Raw genomic sequence first — 16,677 nt, 5'->3', positions numbered from 1 at the left:
TTCAGCGCTCCTCAATCAGAGTAATTTGGTCAAAGGGCGCCTTGGGGCGCCCGGTGCCGCGTGCGAGTGTCGCAATCGCAGCCTCGATTTTGTCTTTGTTCTCCGCCATCCAGACATAGGCGGTCTGGTGTGAGGGGCGCGCGCCGATCAACCGCATATCCGCCGCCAGTCGCTCGGGTACAAGCGCCCGCACGATGCGGTTGTCGATGTCAATCTCGACACGGTAGCATTCGGTTGCTGGATCGCGGCCCCTGATCTCCATTACCGGTAGGTCACCTGTTTCACCGCAGCGATCACCTCATCGGTGGTGATCAGCGCCAGCTTTTCGAGGTTCGCCGCATATGGCATCGGAACATCTTTGCCGGTGAGGGTGATGACCGGGGCGTCGAGATAATCGAACGCTTCCTGCATGACCACCGAGCTGATGTAGCTACCAACGGAACCTTGCGGCCAGCCTTCTTCGACGGTCACAAGACGGTTGGTTTTCATCACCGAGTTGATGATCGCGCCGGTGTCCATCGGGCGGATAGTGCGCAGGTCGATCACCTCGGCGCTGATGCCGTCTTCGGCCAGCTTGTCGGCGGCTTCCAGCGCATATTGCATGCCGATGCCGAAGCTGACGATGGTCACATCCGAGCCTTCGCGCCAGATGCGGGCCTTGCCCAGCGGGATGGTCAGGTCATCCACTTGCGGCACGTCGAAGGACCGGCCGTAGAGGATTTCGTTTTCCAGGAAGACCACGGGGTTCGGGTCGCGGATGGCCGATTTCAGCAAACCTTTGGCATCGGCTGCGGAATAGGGCATCACCACTTTGAGACCTGGCACCTGCATGTACCATGCGGCGTAGTCCTGCGAGTGTTGCGCGGCCACGCGGGCAGCGGCACCGTTAGGGCCACGGAATACAATCGGACAGCCCATCTGACCGCCAGACATATAAAGCGTTTTGGCGGCAGAGTTGATGATCTGATCAATCGCCTGCATGGCGAAGTTGAAGGTCATGAACTCGACAATCGGTTTCAGCCCGCCAAAGGCCGAGCCGACGGCGATGCCGGTGAAGCCGTGTTCAGTGATCGGGGTGTCGATGACACGTTTGGCACCGAATTCATCGAGCAGGCCTTGAGAGATTTTATAGGCGCCCTGATATTCAGCGACTTCTTCGCCCATCAGATAGACATCTTCGTCGCCGCGCATTTCTTCGGCCATCGCGTCGCGCAAGGCTTCGCGGACGGTTTGCTGTGCCATCTCGGCGTCGGCAGGCCAATCGGGCGACAGGTCCACAACCGGAGCAGCGGGGGCTGCTGCGGCAGGAGCGGAGGCCTCAACCGCCGCAGGGGCGGCTTCGGCCTCCGCTGCGGCTGCGGGCGCAGCCACGGGCAGGGCGGAGGCGTCTTCACCATCTTCGACCAGGATCGCGATAGGGGTGTTTACTTTGACCCCTTCGGTGCCCTCGCTGATCAGAATCTTACCGACGATGCCTTCATCGACGGCTTCGAACTCCATCGTAGCCTTGTCGGTTTCGATCTCGGCCATGATGTCGCCCGAGGATACGGTGTCGCCTTCCTTGACCAGCCACTTGGCCAATGTGCCCTCTTCCATCGTGGGCGAAAGGGCGGGCATGAGAATTTCGGTTGCCATGTCTTATTCGTCCTCTCAGGCGTAGATATCAGTCCAGAGCTCGTCCAGCGACGGCTCGGGGCTTTCTTTCGAGAATTCGGCGGCCTGATTGACGACCTCTTTGATCTCTTTGTCGATCGCCTTCAGGTCATCCTCGGTCGCGTGTTTGCCGGTTAGCAGCAGCTCGCGTACATGTTCGATCGGATCGCTTTGTTCGCGGACCTTCTGAACCTCTTCGCGTGTACGGTACTTGGCCGGGTCAGACATCGAGTGGCCGCGATAGCGGTAGGTTTTCACCTCGAGGATGTAGGGACCTTTGCCCGCACGGCAGTGGGCGACCGCTTTTTCACCTGCGGCTTTGACGGCCAGCACATCCATGCCGTTCACCATTTCACCCGGTATTCCGAAGGCTTGACCGCGGTGGTAGATGTCGGCCGAAGAGGTCGAGCGTGCTTGCGCGGTGCCCATGGCATACTGGTTGTTCTCGATCACGAATACCACCGGCAGTTCCCAAAGAGCAGCCATATTGAAGGTCTCGTAGACCTGACCCTGGTTGGCCGCGCCGTCACCGAAATAGGTGAAGGTGACGCCGCCGTTCTCTTTGTACTTGTCAGCAAAGGCCAAACCCGCACCCAGCGGAACCTGTGCGCCGACAATGCCGTGGCCGCCATAGAAATTCTTCTCTTTCGAGAACATGTGCATCGAGCCGCCTTTGCCTTTGGACAACCCGCCTTCGCGACCGGTCAATTCGGCCATTACGCCGCCCGGGTCCATTCCACAGGCCAGCATGTGGCCGTGATCGCGATAGGACGTGATGCGCTTGTCGCCTTCCTTGGCCGCGGCCTCAAGGCCGACAACAACCGCTTCCTGACCGATGTAGAGGTGGCAGAAACCCCCGATCAGACCCATGCCGTAGAGTTGACCTGCCTTTTCCTCGAATCGGCGGATCAGCAGCATCTCGCGGTAATATGTGGTCAGTTCTTCCGCAGAAACATTTGGTTTCTTTGTGGTTTTTCGCGCAGCCATAGTGGCGATCTCCCCCTTTCGGCAAGATAGTTTAGCGTTAAACTATCTCATAGAGCATTTCACACGTTCTGGCGAGTACTAATGTTACGCGAGGGCAAGATACGCGAGTTGCGGCCTGCCACAGCTTATCTTCCGGGCGTTAAGGTACAGAGATCCTTAGTCAAAAATTTCGTCAGCGGATAACGATCTCATCCGCGCGGATCATGCCGAGCACTGAGCGGGCCTGTTGATCCAGCAGATCGAGATCCAGATAGGTGTCTGACAGTCGGCGGGTCAGGTTTTCCATTTGTTCGATTTCGGCGTTCAGCTGCGCCAGATCGCGAGACAAAACATCGCGCTCGGCGGCAATCTCGACCCGGCGAAACAGACCGTAATCCCCTTGAACGGCGGCAAAGGTGAAATACACCCCCAGCATGAAGGCGATTGAGAAGAAAATGAAAGCCCCTAAACCGGGCCGATTGGAACGGGACACTGTGTTAACCGCCGTGTGAAATACTGCCTCAGAAACGCACCCTTTTTGGATGTCTCGACGCACTATGTCACAGGTGATTCGGGTTGTGAATCCCCTGAGTAGAAAAAGCTGAGACCTGAGGTTTGAGCGCTTATAGTTCCAGCGCAGCCACACCCGGCAAGGTCTTGCCTTCCATCCATTCAAGGAAGGCACCACCAGCAGTAGAGATATATGAGAAATCCGTTGCCGCGCCCGAGGCGTTCAGCGCGGCGACCGTGTCACCCCCGCCCGCGACCGAGGTCAGCTTGCCATCGCGGGTTAGTGCAGCCGCCTTCAGCGCCGCCGCATTGGTTGCGGCATCGAACGGGGTCAGCTCAAACGCCCCCAGTGGGCCGTTCCAAATCAGGGTCTGGCTTTTTTCCAGCACTTCGGACACGGCTGCGACGCTTTCGGGACCGGCGTCCAGGATCATCGCGTCCGAAGGGCACTGATCAGCGGGCAGAACCTGATGCGGCGCGTTGGCCTCGAACACTTCGGCCACGACGATGTCGCGCGGCAAGACAATCGTGCAGCCAGCGGCTTCGGCCTTGCCGAGGATTTCGGCGGCGGTATCGGTCATGGCGTGCTCGGCCAGTGATTTGCCGACATCGATCCCCTGGGCCAGTAGGAATGTATTCGCCATGCCGCCACCGATGACCAGATAGTCAACCTTCTCGATCAGGTTGCCCAGCAGGTCCAGCTTGGTCGACACTTTGGCGCCCCCGACAACCGCTGTGACAGGCCGCTTGGGCGCGCCCAGGGCGGCCTCAAGTGCGCTCAGTTCCTGCTGCATCAGGCGTCCGGCACAGGCGGGCAGCAGACGGGCCAGCGCCTCGGTCGAGCTGTGGGCGCGGTGCGCGGCCGAGAAGGCATCGTTGCAATAGATGTCGCCCAGCTTTGCCATGCCTTGGGCAAGTGGGACGCTGTTCTTGGTCTCCTCGGCATGGAAGCGGGTGTTTTCCAGCAGCAGAACCTCACCTTCCGTCAGGGCGGAGGCGGCGGTTTCAGCCTCATAGCCCACGCAATCATCGGCAAAGCGCACGGGAGCCCCAAAAGCGGATTCAAGTGCTGGCACAAGCTGCTTCAATGACAGCTCGGGTACATGCTGACCACCGGGGCGTCCGAAATGGGCCAGCAGGATGGGTTTACCGCCTGCGGCGAGGATATCGCGCACGGTTGGCACGATCCGTTGAATGCGGGTGTCGTCGGTCACCACGCCATCCGCGACCGGTACGTTGATATCCACGCGCACCAGAACCCGCTTACCGCCAAGATCCATATCGTCCAGAGATTTCCAGCCCATCGCGCTCATCCTTGCCCATTGCATCCAGTTTCAGCGGTTCTTTTCCTGCATTTTGCGTTCAGGTCAATGCGTCACTTGGCATTCGCGCGCCCGCGTCATAGGTATTTGCGCAAGTTTCAAAGACAGGAGGGCCAGATGGCCGAGATCAAAGACCCCGAAAACACGATCATCATTGAGCTGAAAGACGGCAATGTCGTCATCGAATTGCTGCCTGATGTGGCCCCTCAGCACTCGGCCCGCATGAAAGAGCTGGCGCGTGGTGGTGAATATGACAACGTCGCCTTCCACCGTGTGATCGACGGGTTCATGGCGCAAACCGGCGATGTGCAGCATGGCGACATGGAAGACGGGTTCAACATTCGTATGGCGGGCACCGGTGGATCGTCGCTGCCGAACGTTCCGGCAGAGTTTTCGAAACTGCCCCATGATCGCGGAACTTTGGGTGCGGCACGCTCGGCCAACCCGGATTCGGCCAACTCGCAGTTCTTCATCAACTTTAAGGACAACCATTTCCTGAACGGTCAGTACACGGTGTATGGCCGTGTGATCGAAGGGATGGAGCATGTGGATGCGATCGTTCGTGGTGAGCCGCCCGCGAGCCCCGACCGGATGATCAGCGTCAAGGTGGCTGCCGATGCATAAGCTGGCCGCTGCATTTGCCCTGTTGGCCAGCCCCGCGCTGGCAACAGGTCTTGAGATTGAGATCGAGGGTGAGGGGGCGAATGGCACCGTCACCGTCGACCTGTTCGAAGACCTTGCACCCAAGCATGTTGAGCAAATCACGGCGCTGGCCGCTGCAGGCCAGTATGATGGGGTGGTGTTTCACCGTGTGATCGACGGCTTCATGGCGCAGACCGGCGATGTTGAGTTTGGCCGTGTCGGTGGCGACATGCGTCGTGCGGGTACGGGTGGATCGGATCGCCCTGATCTGCCTGCTGAATTCTCGGATTTCAATTATGACCGGGGCGTCGTGGGTATGGCGCGGGCGCAGGACCCAGACAGCGCGAACTCGCAATTCTTCATTATGTTCGAGCCCGGCCCGTTCCTGAATGGTCAGTACACGGTTGTCGGTCAGGTGACAGAAGGGATGGACGTGGTCGATGCGATCAAGCGGGGCGATGGCCCTAATGGCGCAGTGATCGGACAACCGGATGCGATGAAAAAGGTCACTGTGACCGAATAAAAGAAAACCCCGGCGCGCTTCTGCGGGCCGGGGGTCTTGGTGCGACCGGGTCAATCGTCGTCCGACATCGCCCGCCAGATCAGTGCGCCAATCGCACCGCCGATCAAAGGTGCCACCCAGAACAGCCACAGCTGCGCCAGTGCCGGACCATCGGCAAACAACGCCACGCCGGTTGACCGGGCAGGGTTCACCGAGGTGTTGGTCACCGGAATCGAGATCAGGTGGATCAGCGTCAGCCCCAATCCAATCGCGATCGGGGCGAACCCGGCAGGCGCGCCGCTGGAGGTCGCACCGAGAATGATCACGATGAAGAACGCCGTCATGACGATTTCGATCACCAAGGCCGACATCATCGAATAGCCTTCGGGTGATGCCTCGCCATACCCGTTCGAAGCAAATCCTCCGACACCTTCGAATCCGGGCGCGCCACTGACGATCAGGTACAGCACGGCTGCTGCGGCGATCGCTCCGATCACCTGCGCGATCCAGTAGGGGATCAGATCCTTGGCATCGAACCGCCCGCCGATCATAAGCCCAAGGCTAACCGCCGGGTTGAAATGCCCGCCTGAGATATGACCGACCGCGTAGGCCATGGTCAGCACCGTCAGGCCGAAAGCGAACGAAACGCCCAGCCAGCCGATACCCACATCGGCCACACCTGCAGCCAGCACCGCGCTGCCGCAGCCACCCAGTACCAGCCAGAATGTACCGAAGAATTCGGCCATGAGTTTTGATGACATGAAAAGCCCTCCAGAAATCAATGACTTTAAGGTTAATTCAAAAAACGCTTTTTGTGAAACTGTGGATTGAGGGGAATTTTTGGCCAACGCGCGTCTGAATGAAGTTGTCGCTTTGGAGTAGGCTTAGTCTCGTGTCCCGATGATTGAGAACGTCTGGTCCGAGCCCAAACCGACCTTTAAGTGGCGGGTCATATCGAGTAGGTCAGGTGTTGGTTAGAACCTAGGAGCATGTTTAATGCTATCTCGCACCGCAGCGTTTAGCTTGTTTACCGCTCTGATAGCTTTTTCAGGCACAGCGGTAATTGGCGAAAACAAATGGGAACACGACCCCTTTTCCGACGAGTTCCTTCCTACTTGCGGATCATTAGCCTTGTCGGGTGCAAGTCCTTACTTTGGGAAATCCATCTCCGGCGGTGCGAATGCTTCCCGCTCTAAAGTCGAGATGAAAGAAAGAGGTGAATTTACTTTTTGCAGCCTTTTTGAGATGTATCGTAGCGACATCTCAGACTTTGAAGGGGTTAACCTATCGAAGTATCAGCCGAAGTGGTTAGAAGACCCATATTCAGTTGGCGCTGCATTTAACCTATGGATTGAAGAAAACCGTAGTAGTATTCAGTTGTCCCCGAGCCCAAGTTGCGTCGGCGTTCTAAAAGCTGACGACTCAGCAACCGAAGTGCTGTTCTCTCGGGCAATAACAATTGATGATACAGCTCGAGTCATTGCTGTTGAAATAACTCAATCCCCTATGAGTTATGTTGATCCTGACCAAGGCTACACGATTACTTTGTTTGCGTGGGCATCAAACGCGCCCGCGGAATGCGTTGAACGGGAGTAGGTTAAGGTCTGCTTTGTCCGCATTGGAGGCACTACCAGACTTATATGTACAACCTCAAAACAGAAAACGCCGCAGGTGATCCTGCGGCGCTGTCAATTTGTCTTCTCGACAGAGGCCTACTGCTTAACTTCCGCCGCCGGGTTGGCGCCGGATTTGCCGCTGCGGCCCGGGTTCAGCGGGTCGTCCTGACGCTGGACAGACCCTTCGAAATGCGCACCGCTTTCGATGGCGATGGTCTTGTGGATGATGTCGCCTTCGACCCGCGCGGTCGAGGTCAGACGTACCTTCAGCCCACGCACGCGGCCCACGATACGGCCGTTGACAACAACGTCATCTGCGGTGACTTCGCCCTTAATGGTGGCCGTCTCGCCAATGGTCAGCAGGTGGGCACGGATGTCGCCTTCGACAGTGCCCTCAACCTGGATATCGCCCGAGGTCTTGATGTTACCGGTGATGTGCAGATCCGAGGACAGCACCGATGCCGGTGGCTTGGGCTTGGGAGGGGTGCTGGCCTTTGTTTCAGCCGGTGCAGGTGTTGCCGGAGTGGCCGGAGCGGCCGGTTTTGCTGCCTCAGTCTCTTTCGACCCGGGTTCGTTGATTTTGCTCTTAGAAAACATTTCTCGCAGCCTTGATGTAAGTCATTGGGTTCATGGGTTTTCCGTTCACGCGCACCTCATAGTGCAGATGCGTGCCGGTCGATCGTCCGGTGGTACCCATATCAGCAATATGGTCCCCGCGCGAGACCCTTTGGCCAACCTTAACGCGAAGATTGCTGTTATGAGCGTAAAGTGTCTCAATCCCGAAGGCGTGTTTGATTTTCACCAGCTTTCCGAAACCGGATTGCCAGCCCGCATGGGTGACAACGCCATCGGCGGTCGCAAAGATATCGGTCCCGCGAGGACCGGCGAAATCCGACCCGTTATGCATGCGCCGGCCGCCGGTTTTGGGGTCGCGGCGGGTTCCGTAGCCACTGGTATAACGGACAGCGGCGCGCACCGGGCTGGCGAAGGGGGCCTTTTCTGCAGCGATGCGATAGAGGTTCAGCTGGTCCATCTGTTCCAGCAGGATATTGGCGCGGATCTGGTCGGGGCTCAGTTCCTCACCGCGGGTGCTGAAGGATAAAGGGGTCAGCGGACCGCCCATACCGCTATATCCGCGCCGAACTTCGTCGAGGATACGATCTGTTGGCATGCCCGCGCTGCGGAACATCTTGTCGAGAGGTTCGACCGAGATCAGCATCGCCTCTTCCAACTGGCGGAAAATCTCGTCGCTGCGCTCCTGCATCAGGCGGATTTCAAGCTCGAGCTCGTCACGCTGGTCCAACGCGCCTTGCGCATCGGCAGCGATCTGGTCGCGCTGCGCCGCGGTCCGGGCCAGGGCATCGGTCATGAACGCCATCTGTTCCGGGTTTGCCGATGCCATCGCATAAGCCGCGTCCGCATCAGTGCTGGGTTGCAGTTCGGCCAGTTTGGTCCGCGCGTCTTCGCGTTGCTTCATAGTGGCACGCAGCGTGGTTTGGATCACCTCGATGCCGGTTTCCAGCTCGCGCCGGCGGTTCTCGGATTCCAGCAATTCGGACTGCATGACCGAAATCTGTTCCAACGCCGCGTTGAACCTGTCATGTGCAGCCAGAGCTTCCGCCGCACGCGCATCGCGCTCTTCCGACAGGATGTTCAGACGTTCTTGATACGTAGCCTGATCGCGCTTGGCCTGTTCCCGGAAATTGCCCGATCCGATGCTGTCCATCAACAGAACTGACGTGGCAATCGCGGTCCAGGCGACCATCACCGACACACCGGCGACTGCAGCGATCTGAGTTTCAGAACTCAGTCGGATGAACCGCGTGTCGTTGTCAGATTTCAGAAAAACACGGCGCTCTGGAAAGTGCCGCTCGAGCAGTGAGTGTAGTTTAATTGCCAGACGTGTCCGCACGCGTCCTACCTCAATTGTCCCCATATCTCGGAGCCGGTCGTGAGTGAGTAGCCGCTCCTTGACGCGATTGCATAAAGCGGTCGAGGCATTCGGGCAAGTTTGTTAACCAATCAAGAGCTATGAACGGAGAATTACCGCACGTGATCGGCGAGAACTTGCCGATAGCGAGCATTTGCTGTCAGTTCGACACAACTCCGGGTGGTGGCAGGTCTTCGGTCAGGGGCCAATAGAAATCTGGCGGCAGTCCGGCCTCGGCCCGTTTCTCTTCGTTAAATGGTGGTTTCAGCGCGCCGTGGAAGTAGCGGCGGACGAGGGCGTGGAATACATCCTTGGGGTCGGCATTCTCGCGCCCGCACAAGAAGTGGAACCATTTCGAGCCATAGGCGACGTGACCAACTTCCTCGGCATAAATCACTTCCAGTGCAGCGACTGCGTCGTCAGCCTTGGCCTTGCGGAAAATGTCGATCATTCCGGGGGTCACGTCCAGCCCACGTGCCTCAAGCACCATTGGGACGACGGCAAGACGACCCATAAGATCCTCGGCAGTGTCCTTGGCGGCGCGCCACATGCCTGCATGGGCGGGCAGGGCACCATAATGGCTGCCTATCTGTTCGAGGCAGTCGCAGACCATCTCAAAATGGCGTGATTCTTCTTCGGCGCATTTCACCCAATCATCGTAGAACCCGATGGGCATGGGCACATCCCCGAACCGGGCGATGATGTCCCAGTGCAGGTCCACCGCGTTCAATTCGATATGGGCAACGGCGTGCAACAGCGCGATACGACCTGCTTCTGACCCCGGCCTGCGGCGGGGTACATCGCGGGGCGATAACAGCTCGGGTTTATCGGGACGCGCAGGGTAAAGCGGAGGCTCGGCAGTGCCCACTGCGATCTCGGGTGCTTCGCCTTTTCGGGCGGCAAACCATTCGGCGGCATAGCGTTTGGACAGAGCAGTCTTCTCGCGCCCGACCGATGTGGTCAGAATCTCGGTCGCCATTTCGGTCAGTGTTTTTGACACGCTTGCCCCCTTACGCTGCACTCCGCGCGGGTCATACCCTTGATGCCCGCGCGGGTCGAGAGGGCTAGAGCGCGCGTGCGGCCTCCAACACTTCGTCCACATGACCCGGCACTTTCACCTTGCGCCAGACGCGGGCGATTTTTCCATCCGCATCAATCAGAAAGGTCGAGCGTTCGATCCCCATGGATTTGCGTCCGTACATGTTCTTTTCGATCCAGACGCCATAATCTTCGCACACGCTCTGACCCTCATCGGACAAAAGCGGCGTCGTAAGGCCGTGCTTGGCGACAAATTTGTCATGCTTTGCCACGGTATCGCGCGAGATGCCGAAAACGTTAGCACCCGCATCCGCAAAGGCTTGTAGTTGTTCCGAGAAACCGATGGATTCCTTGGTGCAGCCCGGCGTATCATCGCGGGGATAGAAAAACAGAACGACCGCGCGGCCACGCTGTTCCGACAGGGTCACCTCGCCGCCGCCGTCGCGAGGCAGTGTAAAGTCGGGTGCGATGTCTGAGACTTCGGGCATATTCAAACTCCGGCTGAGAAATTAACGGTTGCCGCATATCATAGGGCTCCGTTGACAGGTTGAAAGGCGTGAGACGCAAATTGGTCCAGCAAGAACAGCAGGATGACACGAAGGCGGATAAGAAACCCCGCCGTCGGTCGCGGCGTCGGACCGCAGGGCTGTGGACATTGCGCGGTGTCTTCATCCTTGGATTTCTGGCACTGGTCACCGGCTTTATGGTTGTCGGCCAGCGCATGCACGCGCCGGATTGGTTGCGCGACCGGGTCGAGGCGCGCCTTGATCAGACATTGGGTGGCGTCAAAGTTCGGTTCGGCGATGTCAGTTTCATCATTCATGAAGGCTGGCGTCCGCGATTGCGACTGACCGATGTTCGTATCAGCGATGCGGACGGACGGCAGATTGCCGAAGTGTCCGACCTGCGGGCCAGCCTGTCGATGCGCCCGCTGTTGCGCGGGCATGTGCGCCCGAAGCGGATCATATTGCAAGGCGCGCAGATTGCACTGACACGGGGTGTCGATGGAGCGCTGTCGCTGACCGTCGGTGCCGGAAGTGCGCCGGTCGGTCAGGCCCGGAACCTGGCGCAGCTGATTGAATCATCGGACGAGGTGTTCCAGGCGCCTATTTTGTCAGCCCTGACCTCGGTCGAACTGGATGCAATTACGCTGGACTATCAGGACCTGCGGTTGGGCCGGTCCTGGGTGCTGGACGGCGGGCGTATTCAGGCCAACCGCAGCGCGGGTGAGGTTCGTCTGGCCACCAATTTCTCGGTGCTGGCCGGTCGCGATTATGTCAGCACGATCGAGGCCAACTATACCAGTTTGCTGGGCAGTCCGGCTGCGCAGTTCGGCATCTCGATCACCGATCTTCCCGCCGAGGATATCGCAGGCCACAGCCCGGCGCTGGCATGGATGCAGGTACTTCGCACACCGATCTCAGGTGCTTTGAGGGGTGGCATTGATACTGAGGGCGCGCTGGGGCCGGTCTTTGCCACGTTGAATCTGGGTGCAGGCGCCGTGCAGCCCACGCCTGAAACAACACCGATCAAATTCGACGCGGCGCGGACGTATTTTACCTACGACCCGAAACAACAGGCGCTGGATTTCAACGAAGTCTCGATCCAGTCTGCCTGGGGTACGGTGCAGGCAGATGGCAAGGCCTTTCTACATGGGGTCAAAGCTGGCGGGTTGGACAGTATGTCGGGGCAGTTCCGCCTCAGCGGGATTGAGATCAACCCGGCCAATCTGTTCCCCGAAGCACTGAATCTGACGCGGGCCGATGTTGATTTCCAGATGAAACTTGCGCCGTTCCGTATACAGCTGGGGCAGATGACGGTTGAAGACGGTGCACATCGCGCACGGCTCAGCGGGTCTCTGGCTGGTTTGACCGACGGCTGGGTCGCAGCCATTGATGCACAGATTGATCGGATGAGCTCTGATCAGCTGTTGAACTACTGGCCCGAACGACTTGCCCCGAAACCGCGCCTTTGGGTCACCGACAACCTCTATCACGGAGAAATGTCCGATCTGGATCTCGCCCTGCGTCTACGGCCCGGCGAAAAGCCGGACATCTATGCGGATTTCGAATTCGACGAGACCGAGATTCGGTTCGCCAAGACGTTGCCAACTATCCAAGACGCGCAGGGGCAGGCCAGCCTGCTCAACCGGCGCTTTACCGTCTCGGCGCAAAAGGGGATTGTGATCGCGGATGAAGGAGGTACCGTTGATGCCTCGGGCACCTCGTTCATCATCCCCGATACCGGCATCAAAAAAACCACCCCGGCCATTGCGCGGATTAAGGCCAGCGGCAGTGTAACCGCAGCCATGTCATTGCTGGACCGGCCGCCGCTGCAACTGCTGACCAAGGCCAATCTGCCGGTGGATCTGGCCGACGGTCAGGTCAGTCTGAGTGGAACGCTTTCCTTGCCGCTGATCAAGGGCCTGAAGCTGGAAGATACCAGGTTCCATTTCATTGGCGAGTTGTCGAATTTGGACAGCAGCAAGCTGGTACCCGGATTTGAAGTCAGCGCAGACCGATTGGACCTGAACGGGGATCAGACGCAGGTGGCCATCCAGGGCGAGGGGCTGTTTGGCGTCGTACCGGTTGAAGCGCTTTGGCGGCAGCCGATCGGAGGCGAAACCCCGCAGCAAAGCGAACTGACAGGTCAAATCGAACTCTCCCCGCGTTTGATGGAACAAATCAATGCCGGACTGCCGCGCGGCATGTTGACCGGAGAGGGGATCGCCGATTTCAGCCTGAGTATTGGTGCGGGTGAGCCCCCGCGCTTGTCGGCACAGTCCGATTTGGTTGGCGTCGCGTTGGCAATCCCTGAGCTTGGATGGCGCAAATCAGCCAGCACTGGCGGCTCTCTGACTGCCGAGGCCACGCTGGGCGCTCAGCTAAGTGTCGATTCCCTTCGGATCAACGCTGCTGGTTTGCGGACAACTGCAGCGATCTCGTTCCGGGATGGCGGGTTCGAAAGGGTCCGGTTCAGCACGTTCGAACTGGGCGACTGGCTTGCAGTTCCGGCGGAATTGATTGGGCGTGGTGCCGCGCTGCCAGATATCCGTGTGTTGGGCGGCGTGCTTGATCTGGGAAAATCCACCATCGGTGAGGGAGGTAGCAGCGGTGGTGCTGCTGGGCCCGGGCCAAAGCTGGATGTGAAGCTGGACCGACTACAAGTCACTGAATCCGTTGCGTTGACCGGGTTGACTGGCTCGTTTCAAACCACTGGCGGATTGACCGGCAGCTTTGCGTCGCAAGTCAATGGCGGTGCAGCGATCCGCGGTCAGGTCACCCCGCGCGCGTCCCGATCTGCGGTTGGTCTAACCTCGGACGATGCAGGGGCGGTTCTGAGATCAGCGGGGGTTCTGACGCAGGCACGCGGTGGAACAATGCAATTGCAACTGGATCCGATCGCAGAGCCTGGAAATTATGACGTCGACCTGAAAATCAAAAATACGCGGATCACGGACGCCCCGGCCATGGCAGCGATATTGAACGCGATCAGTCTGGTGGGGTTGCTGGATGAAATGGCGGGGCAAGGTATTTTCTTCGCAGCCATCGACAGCAAAATGCGTATCACTCCGACCGAGGTGAAGGTGCTGAGCGGTAGTGCCGTGGGGCCATCAATGGGGCTGTCCTTTGATGGTACGGTCGACACTGTAGCCGGGATGCTGAACCTGCGCGGCGCGATTTCACCGATCTATCTGGTCAATGCTATTGGCAGCGTTCTGACCAAAAAGGGGGAAGGTATCTTTGCCTTCAACTACACTCTGTCCGGACCGCTGTCCGACCCGCAAGTTTCGGTCAATCCTCTGTCTGGTCTCGCACCTCTGTTTCTGCGCAACCTGTTGCGCGAGCCTGCGCCAACGGTCTCGGATGGCCCGAATGCCACACCGGACCGATCCGGCCAACCCAATCCCGCCTTTCAGACACGGGGTGAGGATCGCTGATCGGAGCTGTGGCCGAATCTGTCGGGCCGATGTATGGCGCGGCCATGAAACTCAGCGACTTTGACTTCCACCTGCCCGAACACCTGATTGCCACGCGTCCCGCCAGCCCGCGCTCGTCCGCGCGACTGCTGCTTGCGCAGGGTGATGCTGTTCAGGACCGGCACGTGTTCGATCTGCCGGACATATTGCAGCCCGGGGACCGTCTGGTGCTGAACGACACCCGCGTCATTCCCGCTCGCCTCAGCGGTCGCCGCCACCGTGACAGCGCGCAAGGGCCGGTATCTGCCGCGATTGAGGCGACATTGCTGGACCCGCAATCTGATGGTTGTTGGGCCGCGCTGATCAAGCCGCTTAAGAAGATCAAACCGGGCGAAGAGATCGTATTCTCAGACGATCTGAGCGCAACCCTGGACCGAGTTGCCGATGGCCAAGCCTATCTGCGCTTCAACCTGACCGGAGAGGATTTCGATCAAGCGTTGGAGCAGGCCGGCGCGATGCCGTTGCCTCCCTACATCGCAGCGAAACGTGCAGCAGATGAACAGGACAAGACCGACTACCAAACTGTGTGGGCGCGAAACTCCGGAGCCGTAGCGGCCCCAACCGCGTCCTTGCATTTTGATGATGCGCTTTTGCAGGCGCTATCGGAGCGCGGTGTCGAGTTCACGCATGTCACGCTGCATGTGGGGGCAGGCACATTTCTGCCGGTCAAAGTGGAAGACGTGACCACCCACAAGATGCACGCCGAATGGGGACGGGTCAGCGCGCAGGCCGCTGCCGAGATTGCGGCAACCAAAGAAGCGGGCGGGCGCGTTATCCCGGTGGGCACAACCGCCCTTCGACTGATCGAAAGCGCGGCACGCAGCGGGCGGATCGCGCCGTGGGAAGGCGAGACCGATATCTTCATATACCCAGGTTTTGAATTTCACGTCACTGATGCGCTGATGACCAATTTCCACCTGCCGAAATCCACATTGCTGATGCTTGTTTCGGCGTTGATTGGGCAGGATCGGGTCAAGTCGGTCTATGACCACGCTATCGCAGAAGAGTATCGCTTTTTCTCATACGGCGACGCGTCTCTGCTGATACCATAGTCGTATCTTGGCCATCTGCGCCCTTACAATGTCGTAGACAAGCGCGACGTGCTTCGTCATTGACGGCAAAGCGGACAAAACACACCGGCAATTTTGGATAGGCAGAATGCTTCAGGTTCTTTCCAGCGCTTGGGCGCTTCTTCTGGGAATGGGGTTGCTGATGGTCGGCAATGGCCTGCAGGGCACGTTGCTGGGGGTGCGTGGAGAAATCGAGGGATTCTCGACCTTAGAGATGTCCTTTGTGATGTCGGCCTATTTCCTTGGGTTCCTTGGCGGCTCGCGTCTGGCACCTGAAATGATCCGCCGCGTCGGGCACGTGCGCGTGTTTGCGGCGCTGGCCTCGTTCATCTCGGCTGTCATGATCATGTATCCGATGCTGACCGATCCAATTGCATGGTCGATTGGCCGCGTGATTATCGGGTTCTGTTTTTCGGGCGTGTATGTGACCGCGGAAAGCTGGCTGAACAATGCCGCAAACAACGAGAACCGAGGGCAGGCGCTGTCGCTTTATATGATGGTGCAGATGACAGGTGTGGTGAGCGCCCAGGCCTTATTGCTGGTCGGCGACCCGGCAGGATATGAGACCTTTGTCATCGCTTCTATACTGGTTTCGATCTCATTTGCGCCTATTCTGCTGTCCATTTCTCCAACCCCGGCGTTCGATACCACCAAACCGATGACATTGCGCCAGCTGATGGAAACATCGCCGCTGGGCTGCGTCGGCATGTTCCTGCTTGGCGGGATATTTTCAGCGCAATTCGGGATGAGCGCTGTTTATGGCGCTCAGGTTGGATTGAGTCTGGTCGAGATTTCGACCTTCGTAGCGGTGTTTTATATCGGCGCCGTAGTCCTGCAATATCCGTTGGGCTGGATGTCCGACAGAATGGACCGCCGTCTGCTGATTATGCTGGTGGCTGCTGTTGGTGGGATAGGTGCCGTGATAGGCATGATACTGGGCGTCACTTTCACCATGCTTCTCGTAGCTGCCTTTATCATCGGCGGCATGACAAGCCCGCTCTATTCATTGTTGATCGCGTATACAAATGACTACCTGGAGTATGACGATATGTCGGCAGCTTCGGGCGGGCTGGTCTTTATTAATGGCTTGGGCGCAATCGCAGGTCCAATTATCACCGGTTGGCTAATGGGGGCTGGCGTGATTGGACCACAAGGTTTTTTCCTGTTTATAGCAACACTGATGTTCATCATGGCCGCATATGCTGCCTACCGGATGACCCAGCGCGTCTACAAACCTGTGGATGAGACCGGGACAATTGCGGCGATCTATCCGACATCGTCGCCCGTTGCGTTGGAGGTTGCGCAAGAGGTCGCCATTGAGGCAGCCCAGGACGAGCAGGATACGCAAGAACCCGCCTGAGAGTCGGAAATGTGACTTTTGTGTTGCAATATGTTACTGTCACAAATCTGTAAAAGTGATTTTAATGACGTTACGTCCTGGGGAGGGCA

General features: G+C 58.4%; 16 protein-coding genes. 6 read left to right on the top strand and 10 right to left on the bottom strand.

What is annotated here, in order from left to right; all coding sequences use genetic code 11:
- Position 1 precedes the first annotated feature (1 nt).
- The 5 genes from ACR0AY_RS04380 to ACR0AY_RS04360 all read right to left on the bottom strand — a co-directional run bounded on the left by ACR0AY_RS04380 (position 2) and on the right by ACR0AY_RS04360 (position 4,433).
- Positions 2-262: a hypothetical protein gene (locus ACR0AY_RS04380; RefSeq protein ID WP_170403080.1), complete on the bottom strand. Its 261-nt coding sequence runs from the start codon at positions 260-262 to the stop codon at positions 2-4.
- Positions 262-1,635 (bottom strand): pyruvate dehydrogenase complex E1 component subunit beta, encoded by a 1,374-nt coding sequence (locus ACR0AY_RS04375; RefSeq protein ID WP_170512941.1) that lies wholly within the window; start codon positions 1,633-1,635, stop codon positions 262-264. The genes ACR0AY_RS04380 and ACR0AY_RS04375 overlap by 1 nt, the downstream gene beginning before the upstream one ends.
- Positions 1,636-1,650: 15 nt before the next feature.
- On the bottom strand, positions 1,651-2,640 hold the full coding sequence (gene pdhA / locus ACR0AY_RS04370) for a pyruvate dehydrogenase (acetyl-transferring) E1 component subunit alpha (RefSeq protein ID WP_170396516.1): 990 nt from the start codon (positions 2,638-2,640) through the stop codon (positions 1,651-1,653).
- A 172-nt stretch (positions 2,641-2,812) separates the two neighbouring features.
- Entirely contained in the window at positions 2,813-3,112 is a 300-nt protein-coding gene (locus ACR0AY_RS04365) for a septum formation initiator family protein (protein ID WP_170396518.1), read from the bottom strand.
- Positions 3,113-3,242: 130 nt separating this feature from the next.
- Positions 3,243-4,433, bottom strand: coding sequence for a phosphoglycerate kinase (locus tag ACR0AY_RS04360; protein ID WP_170512945.1), 1,191 nt, complete (start codon positions 4,431-4,433; stop codon positions 3,243-3,245).
- Between the two features lie 135 nt (positions 4,434-4,568).
- On the opposite strand from ACR0AY_RS04360, the gene ACR0AY_RS04355 reads away from it, so the two are divergent.
- Together ACR0AY_RS04355 and ACR0AY_RS04350 are read left to right on the top strand one after the other, a co-directional pair.
- On the top strand, positions 4,569-5,075 hold the full coding sequence (locus ACR0AY_RS04355) for a peptidylprolyl isomerase (RefSeq protein ID WP_170472209.1): 507 nt from the start codon (positions 4,569-4,571) through the stop codon (positions 5,073-5,075).
- Complete coding sequence (locus ACR0AY_RS04350) at positions 5,068-5,616, top strand: peptidylprolyl isomerase (protein WP_170512948.1); 549 nt, start codon at positions 5,068-5,070, stop codon at positions 5,614-5,616. Before ACR0AY_RS04355 ends, ACR0AY_RS04350 begins: the two co-directional genes overlap by 8 nt.
- A 50-nt stretch (positions 5,617-5,666) precedes the next feature.
- Here the strand turns inward: ACR0AY_RS04350 and aqpZ are convergent, their stop codons facing one another.
- Positions 5,667-6,356, bottom strand: coding sequence for an aquaporin Z (aqpZ, locus tag ACR0AY_RS04345; protein ID WP_170396526.1), 690 nt, complete (start codon positions 6,354-6,356; stop codon positions 5,667-5,669).
- Between the two features lie 235 nt (positions 6,357-6,591).
- Here aqpZ and ACR0AY_RS04340 point away from each other — a divergent pair, with 235 nt between their 5' ends.
- Entirely contained in the window at positions 6,592-7,191 is a 600-nt protein-coding gene (locus ACR0AY_RS04340) for a hypothetical protein (protein WP_170512949.1), read from the top strand.
- Positions 7,192-7,307: 116 nt separating this feature from the next.
- Here ACR0AY_RS04340 and ACR0AY_RS04335 read toward each other — a convergent pair whose 3' ends face one another.
- The 4 genes from ACR0AY_RS04335 to ACR0AY_RS04320 form a co-directional block, all read right to left on the bottom strand.
- The gene (locus ACR0AY_RS04335; RefSeq protein ID WP_170396528.1) at positions 7,308-7,808 is read right to left on the bottom strand and encodes a bactofilin family protein; all 501 of its coding nucleotides are present in this window, start codon (positions 7,806-7,808) and stop codon (positions 7,308-7,310) included.
- Positions 7,798-9,123, bottom strand: coding sequence for a DUF5930 domain-containing protein (locus ACR0AY_RS04330; RefSeq protein ID WP_170512951.1), 1,326 nt, complete (start codon positions 9,121-9,123; stop codon positions 7,798-7,800). The genes ACR0AY_RS04335 and ACR0AY_RS04330 overlap by 11 nt, the downstream gene beginning before the upstream one ends.
- Before the next feature lie 178 nt (positions 9,124-9,301).
- Positions 9,302-10,120, bottom strand: a complete 819-nt coding sequence (locus tag ACR0AY_RS04325; RefSeq protein ID WP_480453845.1) for a ferritin-like domain-containing protein — start codon at positions 10,118-10,120, stop codon at positions 9,302-9,304.
- 85 nt (positions 10,121-10,205) lie between these two features.
- Positions 10,206-10,667: a peroxiredoxin gene (locus ACR0AY_RS04320; RefSeq protein ID WP_170512955.1), complete on the bottom strand. Its 462-nt coding sequence runs from the start codon at positions 10,665-10,667 to the stop codon at positions 10,206-10,208.
- 68 nt (positions 10,668-10,735) lie between these two features.
- Between ACR0AY_RS04320 and ACR0AY_RS04315 the strand changes: the two genes are divergently transcribed.
- From ACR0AY_RS04315 to ACR0AY_RS04305, 3 genes are all read left to right on the top strand, one after another.
- The gene (locus tag ACR0AY_RS04315; protein ID WP_480453752.1) at positions 10,736-14,119 is read left to right on the top strand and encodes a YhdP family protein; all 3,384 of its coding nucleotides are present in this window, start codon (positions 10,736-10,738) and stop codon (positions 14,117-14,119) included.
- 44 nt (positions 14,120-14,163) lie between these two features.
- On the top strand, positions 14,164-15,210 hold the full coding sequence (gene queA, locus ACR0AY_RS04310) for a tRNA preQ1(34) S-adenosylmethionine ribosyltransferase-isomerase QueA (protein ID WP_170513053.1): 1,047 nt from the start codon (positions 14,164-14,166) through the stop codon (positions 15,208-15,210).
- Between the two features lie 106 nt (positions 15,211-15,316).
- Positions 15,317-16,588 carry an MFS transporter gene (locus tag ACR0AY_RS04305; protein WP_170512959.1) on the top strand — a complete coding sequence of 424 codons (1,272 nt, stop codon included), beginning with the start codon at positions 15,317-15,319 and terminating at the stop codon, positions 16,586-16,588.
- The last annotated feature ends 89 nt before the right edge of the window (positions 16,589-16,677 follow it).

Source organism: Ruegeria sp. A5, assembly GCF_056543005.1.
The sequence above is the reverse complement of the archived record's forward strand: the minus strand, read 5'-3'. Positions and strand labels throughout refer to the sequence as shown.